Source organism: Microcoleus sp. B4-D4 (genome assembly GCF_036705185.1).
Lineage (GTDB): Bacteria > Cyanobacteriota > Cyanobacteriia > Cyanobacteriales > Microcoleaceae > Microcoleus.
The window spans coordinates 30201-37898 of sequence record NZ_JAUBTX010000059.1; the positions used below are offsets into that span (position 1 = coordinate 30201).

10 protein-coding genes and 1 pseudogene are annotated in these 7698 nt (G+C 45.7%); 6 read left to right on the forward strand and 5 right to left on the reverse strand.

Annotated elements, in window-relative coordinates; genetic code table 11:
* Positions 1–69: 69 nt before the first annotated feature.
* The 4 genes and pseudogenes from QUB13_RS27005 to dapB form a co-directional block, all read right to left on the reverse strand.
* Positions 70–777 (reverse strand): phosphate ABC transporter permease, encoded by a 708-nt coding sequence (locus tag QUB13_RS27005; RefSeq protein ID WP_333387297.1) that lies wholly within the window; start codon positions 775–777, stop codon positions 70–72.
* A gap of 148 nt (positions 778–925) precedes the next feature.
* Positions 926–1294 (reverse strand): annotated as a pseudogene (locus QUB13_RS27010) (four helix bundle protein).
* Between the two features lie 15 nt (positions 1295–1309).
* A complete protein-coding gene (locus tag QUB13_RS27015) occupies positions 1310–1462 on the reverse strand; it encodes a hypothetical protein (protein WP_333387300.1) in 153 nt (50 codons plus the stop codon).
* Positions 1463–1465: 3 nt separating this feature from the next.
* Positions 1466–2293 (reverse strand): 4-hydroxy-tetrahydrodipicolinate reductase, encoded by an 828-nt coding sequence (gene dapB, locus QUB13_RS27020; RefSeq protein ID WP_333387324.1) that lies wholly within the window; start codon positions 2291–2293, stop codon positions 1466–1468.
* A gap of 370 nt (positions 2294–2663) precedes the next feature.
* Here dapB and QUB13_RS27025 point away from each other — a divergent pair, with 370 nt between their 5' ends.
* The 5 genes from QUB13_RS27025 (at position 2664) to QUB13_RS27045 (ending at position 6803) form a co-directional block, all read left to right on the forward strand.
* Positions 2664–5135, forward strand: coding sequence for an EAL domain-containing protein (locus tag QUB13_RS27025; protein ID WP_333387303.1), 2472 nt, complete (start codon positions 2664–2666; stop codon positions 5133–5135).
* Between the two features lie 340 nt (positions 5136–5475).
* Complete coding sequence (locus tag QUB13_RS27030; protein WP_333387305.1) at positions 5476–5730, forward strand: type II toxin-antitoxin system ParD family antitoxin; 255 nt, start codon at positions 5476–5478, stop codon at positions 5728–5730.
* The gene (locus tag QUB13_RS27035; RefSeq protein WP_333387308.1) at positions 5720–6097 is read left to right on the forward strand and encodes a type II toxin-antitoxin system VapC family toxin; all 378 of its coding nucleotides are present in this window, start codon (positions 5720–5722) and stop codon (positions 6095–6097) included. The genes QUB13_RS27030 and QUB13_RS27035 overlap by 11 nt, the downstream gene beginning before the upstream one ends.
* Positions 6098–6291: 194 nt before the next feature.
* Positions 6292–6486, forward strand: a complete 195-nt coding sequence (locus QUB13_RS27040) for a hypothetical protein (RefSeq protein WP_333387310.1) — start codon at positions 6292–6294, stop codon at positions 6484–6486.
* Positions 6471–6803: a type II toxin-antitoxin system PemK/MazF family toxin gene (locus tag QUB13_RS27045; protein WP_333387313.1), complete on the forward strand. Its 333-nt coding sequence runs from the start codon at positions 6471–6473 to the stop codon at positions 6801–6803. Before QUB13_RS27040 ends, QUB13_RS27045 begins: the two co-directional genes overlap by 16 nt.
* 43 nt (positions 6804–6846) lie before the next feature.
* Here QUB13_RS27045 and QUB13_RS27050 read toward each other — a convergent pair whose 3' ends face one another.
* Positions 6847–6984: a hypothetical protein gene (locus QUB13_RS27050; protein WP_333387315.1), complete on the reverse strand. Its 138-nt coding sequence runs from the start codon at positions 6982–6984 to the stop codon at positions 6847–6849.
* A gap of 186 nt (positions 6985–7170) precedes the next feature.
* Between QUB13_RS27050 and QUB13_RS27055 the strand changes: the two genes are divergently transcribed.
* On the forward strand, positions 7171–7698 hold a 528-nt coding region (locus QUB13_RS27055; RefSeq protein WP_333387318.1), incomplete at its 3' end, for a tetratricopeptide repeat protein.

The window sequence follows — 7698 nt, forward strand, 5'->3', positions numbered from 1 at the left end:
GAGGTGGGTTTTGTTTGTGTAAACCTGGTTTAAACCGCCGGGTTTCTGGCCGCCAGCCCACAAGTCGGTTTAATAATCGGCGGGCGATCGTCTTTTTGTGCTTCTATTGTTAGAATCCCCTGTTTTTTTCTGTCTACCTTTTTTAATTTGCTGGCTCATTTCTACAAACAAATCTCTGCGTAAATAAGGATAGTCGCTTACCCAAACGTCGCGGCTGGGAATGTAAATGTCGGAAACTTTGGCAATTGTACCCAAGTCTTCTATATCTGACATGATTAACATTAAAGCAGCTTGGCCGGGAACAATTCCCTGATGTTCTTTGCGTAAGGGAGCTCGCAGTGTGGTAGTAAATCCGGTTTTGTCGCCGATTTCTAAGTTGATTCGGGGTTCTAGGTTGTCGATTATTACGAGTTGTCCTTTTTGATTGACTGTTTCTTCTTGACTTGTGACTTCATCTGTGATATAAATATCCAAAATTCGTCCTTGCCAAAAACCACAATATTTATGTTTGCGGCATTGTGCATTCCGCAAACTTGCCCACAAAATCGGGCCCCACAGCCAGTACAAACCTGCGATCAATCCGGTAATTAAAACTAGGGGCCCGACATCGGAACCGACGAAGCTATAGATGACTAGCACCAAAATTACGCTGACTGCTGAGATTAACATTCGCCTGAGAAAGTCGGGGGGTTTTCCCCACATATATTTGTATTGCACTCCGGTGGCGACGGCGGGAATTAGTTCTTGAAATGTTTCGCGGGTTAAGGGAATTAGCATATTTGGGAATTGGGAATGGGGAATGGGGAATGGGGAATGGGGAATGGGGGATTGGGAATGGGGAATGGGGGATTGGGAATGGGGAATTGGGGATGGGGAATGGGAGTTTTTTTTGGTTGATATCTATATCAATTGTTTAATTACTCATTTAAGGTTTTTTGTCACCTATTGAGTTTAGATAAGCATTGAGTTTTGGTGGCAATTCATCAATTATTGGTTGAATTTTTTTTACTTGTTCATCTGCTAACAACTGTCTGGTATATGCCAATCTCAACCAACTGATTGTTTCATACAAAGAGCCTCTGGCAATTTTAACAAAACGCCGATTGTCTTGATGATTCTACCTGCCGCGTCCTTCTGCGATATTAGCACAAACACTATCGGCGGATCGTACAATTTGGTTGCCCATAGTATCTTTAGTGAAATAATCCCATTGTTTGACAATAAACCAAACCTCATTTGCTAGCTTTTCAGCCAACTTGTAAACATCCAAATCCTCAAAATCAGGTCTAGCCATATCTACACCCCTCTATTACCATTCCCAATCCCCAATCCCCAATCCCCCATTCCCATTCCCAATTCCCAATCCCCAATCCCCAATCCCCCATTCCCAATCCCCAATCCCCAATCCCCAATCCCCAATCCCCCATTCCCAATTCCCCATTCCCAATCCCCCATTCCCCATAATCTAGAGGATTTTTTCTAATCCGTAAACCAGCGATCGCAATTCTATGATTTTTCGCACTGATAACAAAACTCCGGGCATATAACAAGCGCGATCGCTCGTATCGTGTCGTAATGTATAAACTTGACCCTCGCCGCCAAAAATTACTTCTTGGTGGGCAATTAAACCGGGTAAACGGATGCTGTGAATCCGAATTCCTTCGTCGGCTAAAGAGCCTCTGGCACCGGGCAATTTTTCGGTTTCTTCTACTAGGGCGGGATTGAACGTTTTCCCCATTTCTGCTAGCATTTGGGCGGTTTGGATGGCTGTGCCGCTGGGTGCGTCGGCTTTTTGATTGTGGTGGAGTTCGATAATTTCTACGTGTTCAAAATATTGAGATGCTGTGACGGCGGCTTGTTGCAGCAGCACCATGCCGATCGAGAAATTGGGTACAATCAAACAACCTATGCTGGCTTTGTCGGCAAATTCCGCGAGGTTTTGAATTTGGGCGGTACTCAATCCGGTAGTTCCTACTACGGGCCGTATACCGTAGGCAATAGCCGATCGCACGTTTTCGTAAACTGACTTTGGGTGCGTAAAGTCCACCATCACGCCTAACTGCTTTTCCTGAGCGGCTAAGGCCAGCATTCCTTGCAAGTCGTCGGTGATGGGAACTTCTAACGGGCCGCACCCGGCTAATTCTCCCGCATCGGCGTTGAGGGACTCAGGAGAGCGGTCTACAGCGCCAAATAAGGTCATGTCGCTAGCACTGGCGATCGCCTTAATTACTTCGCGGCCCATCTTGCCGCCAGCACCGTTAACAATCACCGGAATCGGAAGTTGATTGGCCATAATCTCAAAAATATCCAGAAAGTTCGATCGACTAAATTTTAACGCTTGTGGAAACTTGTGGAAACTTGGGGAAACGGAGGAATCCCAGACAGCACTTTTCGGCAGATACGATTCAAACCCAGTTTCCCATCCGAGAAATACTTTGCCAAATCGATTAATTAGCTTAAATAAACTCGGTTTCGGCACAAGTTCTGAAAAAATTATACTCAATCTCATAATAAGCTCAATTCTGTAAGAACAAACTTGTGGTTAGCTTTATTTGCACCCGTATATCTTTGCTGTGACTGCCAAATTTTCTCGAAATCTTTGTTCTGTACTGTCTCTCGCAACTGGCCTGAACCGGAGTTCTCAAGGCCGGCGGGTCAGGATTTTGCCTGCTTTGTTGGCAGGCGCAACTGTAACGCTGCTGAATACGGGAGCTCAGCGCTTGGGGTGGTATCAAAGCTTGGAATTGGGAACTTTTGACTCGTTGGTGCGCTTGGAGCCGGATGCGGGCCCAGATCCGCGGATGCTGATAGTGGGAATTTCTGAGGCGGATATTCAAACTCTGGGGAGGTTTCCGATTTCCGACGGGGCGATCGCCAAAACCTTGACAAAACTCCAAAAGTACCAGCCAAAAGTCATCGGTTTGGACTTGTACCGCGATTTGCCTCAAGCCCCCGGACACCAAGAATTGCTGGCGGAGCTCAAGGCGCCGAATCTGGTGGCGATTACTAAATTGAACGATTCAGACAGTGGGGGAGTGCCCGCCCCTCCGGGGATGCCGCCGGATCGGGTGGGTTTTAATGACTTTGTACTCGACGCTGACGGGGTGGTGCGCCGCAATTTGCTCTCAGTCGCGAAACCCGACAATACTGCTGCTGCTTCCTCGTTTTCTTTGCAAGTGGCTTCGCTGTATCTCAAGGACAAGCTGCAGCCGACAGATAGCCGTGTCAATCCCCATCAAATCAACTGGGGGAAAGCAAAATTTGTGCCTTTAGCATCTGACAGCGGTGGCTATGCAAATCTTGATGCTAGAGGCTACCAAATTCTGCTCAAATACCGTTCTGCTGTTGGGGTGGCGCGACAAGTCAGTATCCTGCAGGTATTGAAGGGCGAAATTGATCCGAGTTGGGTAAAGGACAAGATTGTGCTGATCGGGACGACTGCACCGAGTACCAGAGATGTGTTTCTCACGCCCTACAGCCCGGTTAAAAAGCAAAATCCGAAAATGCCGGGGGTGTTGCTGCACGCTCAAATGCTCAGCCAAATATTGACTGCTGTTTTGCAGGGGCGATCGGTGTTTTGGGTGTGGCCAGAATGGGCAGAAATTCTGTGGAACGCTGCTTGGGCGGTGCTGGGCGGGCTTGTGGCTTGGCGGATTCACCACCCATTGCGGGCGGGATTGGTTGTGGGTGCGGCTTTGGTGGGGCTGTTGGGGATTAGTTTTTTGATTTTTACTGAGGGTGGGTGGGTGCCGCTGGTGTCGCCGGCTGTGGGTTTGGTGGTGACTGGTGCGGGGTTGAGCGCTTACAGGAAGCTTTACGATGCTTTTCACGACTCTCTGACTGGTTTGCCGAATCGGGATTTGTTTGTAGAGTGTTTGGGGCGGGCGATCGTCAATACTAGGCACCACCGCAGCTATCTGTTTGCGGTGCTTTTTTTGGATTTAGACCGATTTAAGGTGATTAATGATTCTTTGGGTAATTTGGTGGGGGATGAGTTGCTGATGGCGGTGGTGGTGCGGTTGCAGGCGAGTGTCAGCATGGCGGATACTGTGGCGCGGGTGGGGGGCGACGATTTTGCCATTTTGGTGAGGAATGTTGATGCCCAGAGTGCGGTGGATTTGGCCGATCGCATTCACCAAGCTTTAATTGTGCCTTTTGAACTCGGAGGCCAGGAAGTGTTTGTCACCGCTAGCATCGGGATTGCGGTGGGCGGCGAACCCGCACTGGCGATCGGGCAACAGCCGGAACACTTGCTGCGGGACGCTCACACGGCGATGTACCGGGCTAAGGCTTTGGGAACGGGAAGGTATCAGGTGTTTAATGCTGCGATGCACGATTTGGCGTTGGAGAGGTTGCAGTTGGAGACGGATTTGCGGATGGCTGTAAAACGTCGGGAGTTTTTGCTTTACTACCAGCCGTTTGTGTCTTTGGCCAGCGGCAGGATTATTGGGTTTGAGGCTTTGGTGCGCTGGCAGCACCCGCAGCGGGGCTTGATTTCGCCGGTTAAGTTTATTCCGGTGGCTGAGGAAACGGGGGCGATTGTGCCGCTGGGCGAGTGGGTTTTGGAGGAGGCTTGCCGGCAGTTGCGGCTGTGGGAGGGAATGTTTGATTTCGATCGACCTTTGATTATGAGTGTAAATTTATCTGGGAAGCAGTTTGCTCAGCCGGATTTGATCGATCGCATTCGGGCTATTTTGGGGACAACGGGTTTGAGTGCCCAGAGTTTGAAGTTGGAGATTACTGAGAGTGTGGTGATGGATGATGTGGAGTCGGCGATCGCGGTTTTAAAGGAGATGAAAGCGCTTAATGTCAAGTTGGGAATTGATGATTTTGGTACTGGTTATTCGTCGTTGAGTTATTTGAGTCGGTTTCCTACGGATACTTTGAAGGTTGATAAGTCGTTTGTGGGGCTGATGGAGCTCGAAAGCGAGGGGGAAAATGTGGCGATCGTGCGGACGATTGTGGCGCTGGCGCACGCTTTGGGGATGGATGTGATTGCTGAGGGTGTGGAGACGGCAGCACAATTAGCTCGGTTGAGGGCGATCGGCTGCGAATACGGTCAAGGTTATTTTTTTGCTAAGCCTTTAGCGAGCGAGGCTGCAACTGCTTTGATGGCGTCCGATCCGCAGTGGTAGTTGTGGGTTATTGGTTATTGGTTATTGGTTATTAGTTATTGGTTATTAGTTATTGGTTGTTGGTTATTTGTTATTGGTTATTCGTAGGGTGCGTCAGCTCGTTTGTTTTTTCGGGATAATTGATGATTTAAGAGCTGACGCACCATCGATCGCACCATCTTCTCATCTAAGACATTCACTGTAGCCAGAAACCGGTTTTTTTTCCGAAAAAACTGTATCAATGCCTTGAATCCAGGTAAAAAACCCGGTTTCTTTGATATGGATGCGTCCTGGACATAAAATTTGATAATTTTTGTTATTATGGGGTGTAGTAGTTGACTCTAATAGGTGACTCAACATCATGAATATATCCTTAACTCCTGAACTAGAGCAGTTTGTTCAATCAACAGTCAAAAACGGTAGGTACTCATCAGCTTCTGAAGTGATACTAGCTGCGTTACAATTGCTAAAAGAACGGGAAATTTTAGTTGTTATAAATCCGATTTCATCAGAGGAGAAGCAGAAATCCAGCTATGACTTCTCTGATTTAGTGGGCAGATTAACTTGGCAGGGAGATGCAGTAACAATGCAGAGGAATCTACGCGATGAGTGGTAATCGCTATGTGTTGGATACGAATGCGATCGTTGCTTTACTTCAAGGGAATATTCAACTCATTGAATTACTTAAAGATGCTGATTGGCTGGGAGTTTCAGTCATTAGCAAAATTGAGTTTCTGGTATTTCCTGGGCTGACTCAAGACGATCGTCAGATTTTTGAGCAGTTTCTACAACGAGTGGAGGTTCTTGGTTTAGTGGCTATTGATGCTGTTGTGATTGATAAAATTATTGAAATTCGCCAGCAACATCGCTTGAAACTACCGGATGCGGTTATTGCGGCAATGGCAATCCAAAATTCAGCAAGTTTGGTGACGGCAGATCGAGAGTTTGCCAAGGTAACAAGTTTAACGGTAATTAATTGGTAGCGAGATCCCTTCCCTGAGAAAAAGTCGTAAAGGACGATCGCACTTTGTGACTGATTCAAAAAGGGCGATCGACCTTCGCGCGTGAAAAAGGAATAAAGGGCGATCGACCGGCACGATGCCAAAAGTGCGATCGCTTCTAATCTCAAGAATGTTATCATAGATTAACAGTTACTATGTCTTTATAGGTAAATAACATGAATGCTAAAGATTTGCTGCTTAAAGAAATGGATAATATGCCAGAATTTATATTAGAAGAAGTTTGGGATTTTCTGCAATTTCTAAAAGTAAAATATGATAAAAATAAGTTAGAGTCAAGCCTGCTCAGTGAATCTGCTTTGCAAAAAGACTGGTTAAAGTCAGAGGAGGATGAAGCATGGCAGAATTTGTAAAAGGTGATGTGGTAGTTGTTCCGTTCCCATTTTCAGATTTAACAAAAGCGAAGCGCCGACCGGCTTTAGTTATAGCAACTTTGACAGGAGACGATCTAATTCTTTGTCAAATTACTAGCCAGAGAATAGCCGATCGCTATGCTATTACTATTGAAAGTAGTGATTTTAGTGAGGGCGGACTTAACCAAACTAGCAACATTAGACCTAATCGCTTGTTTACGGCTGACCGAGAAATTATACTTTATAAAGCTGGTAAGCTAAAAAGTGAGAAGTTGAACGAGGCGATCGCTAAAATCGTAGAAATTATTCAGCAGTAATTGCCAGTTGTCAAGCGTTCCGTCTGTTCAAAATACTGTTTGACTACTTTGTAAAGGGCGATCGACCTTTCCATGTCAAAAAGTGCGATCGCCCTTCGCCCGTGAAAAAGCAGTAAAGGGCGATCGACCTTTCGATGCCAAAAGTGCGATCGCTGGAAATTCCTTCTCTCTCAAGTGTCATTGTGCCCTTAGATTGGCTAAAATAATCCTCATATCGTCTAGAAAAGCTTTATGCCAGAAATTGCACGATTTTAGGGAATCATCATCAAAATTTTATTTCTAAACTAGACGAGTTTAGTGTTTTAGCTGATGTTTCGTATGAGTGTTACTATTATTCAAGTATCTTCACTATTAACGGGGACATAGTATGATGATTAGCGATCGCCTCGAAACCTTAATAAACCAAGCTGAAGAACTCATACAGACAGATGATTATAAAGGAGCGATCGGCATATTACAGCAAGCTTTGGAAATAGATCCCAATAATACAGAATTTTTGATAAAGTATGGTGAAGTATTGGGGAAAAATAAGCAATATCAAGAAGCATTTGAAATTTTTGAAAAAGCTATGATTATCGACCCGAAAAATGTAAAAGTTTTAGGTTCCTATGCTAAGGTATTAAAGTGTGGAGGTAAGCCAACTAAACGGTTAGAAGTTTTGCATATTCTAGTAACAATTGAGCCTGACCACCCAAACAATCTCAATGGTTATGCCAATGCTTTGAGTTCAAATAATCAGCATGAGAAAGCTTGGTCGTTATTTGAGCAAGCGCTACAGATTGAACCGGATAATGTGACAACATTATCTAGTTATGCCCAAGCTTTGATCGCAAATAATCAGCATGAGAAAGCTTGGTCGTTGTTTGAGCAATCGCTACAGATTGAACCGGATAAT

Bases quoted from the DNA above. Each gene is read 5' to 3' on its own strand.
- QUB13_RS27005 (WP_333387297.1), bottom strand. From the start codon at position 777: ATGCTAATTCCCTTAACCCGCGAAACATTTCAAGAACTAATTCCCGCC.
- QUB13_RS27015 (WP_333387300.1), bottom strand. From the start codon at position 1,462: ATGGGGAATGGGGGATTGGGAATGGGGAATTGGGAATGGGGGATTGGG.
- dapB (WP_333387324.1), bottom strand. From the start codon at position 2,293: ATGGCCAATCAACTTCCGATTCCGGTGATTGTTAACGGTGCTGGCGGC.
- QUB13_RS27030 (WP_333387305.1), top strand. From the start codon at position 5,476: ATGAATATATCCTTAACTCCTGAACTAGAGCAGTTTGTTCAATCAACA.
- QUB13_RS27035 (WP_333387308.1), top strand. From the start codon at position 5,720: ATGAGTGGTAATCGCTATGTGTTGGATACGAATGCGATCGTTGCTTTA.
- QUB13_RS27040 (WP_333387310.1), top strand. From the start codon at position 6,292: ATGAATGCTAAAGATTTGCTGCTTAAAGAAATGGATAATATGCCAGAA.
- QUB13_RS27045 (WP_333387313.1), top strand. From the start codon at position 6,471: ATGGCAGAATTTGTAAAAGGTGATGTGGTAGTTGTTCCGTTCCCATTT.
- QUB13_RS27050 (WP_333387315.1), bottom strand. From the start codon at position 6,984: ATGACACTTGAGAGAGAAGGAATTTCCAGCGATCGCACTTTTGGCATC.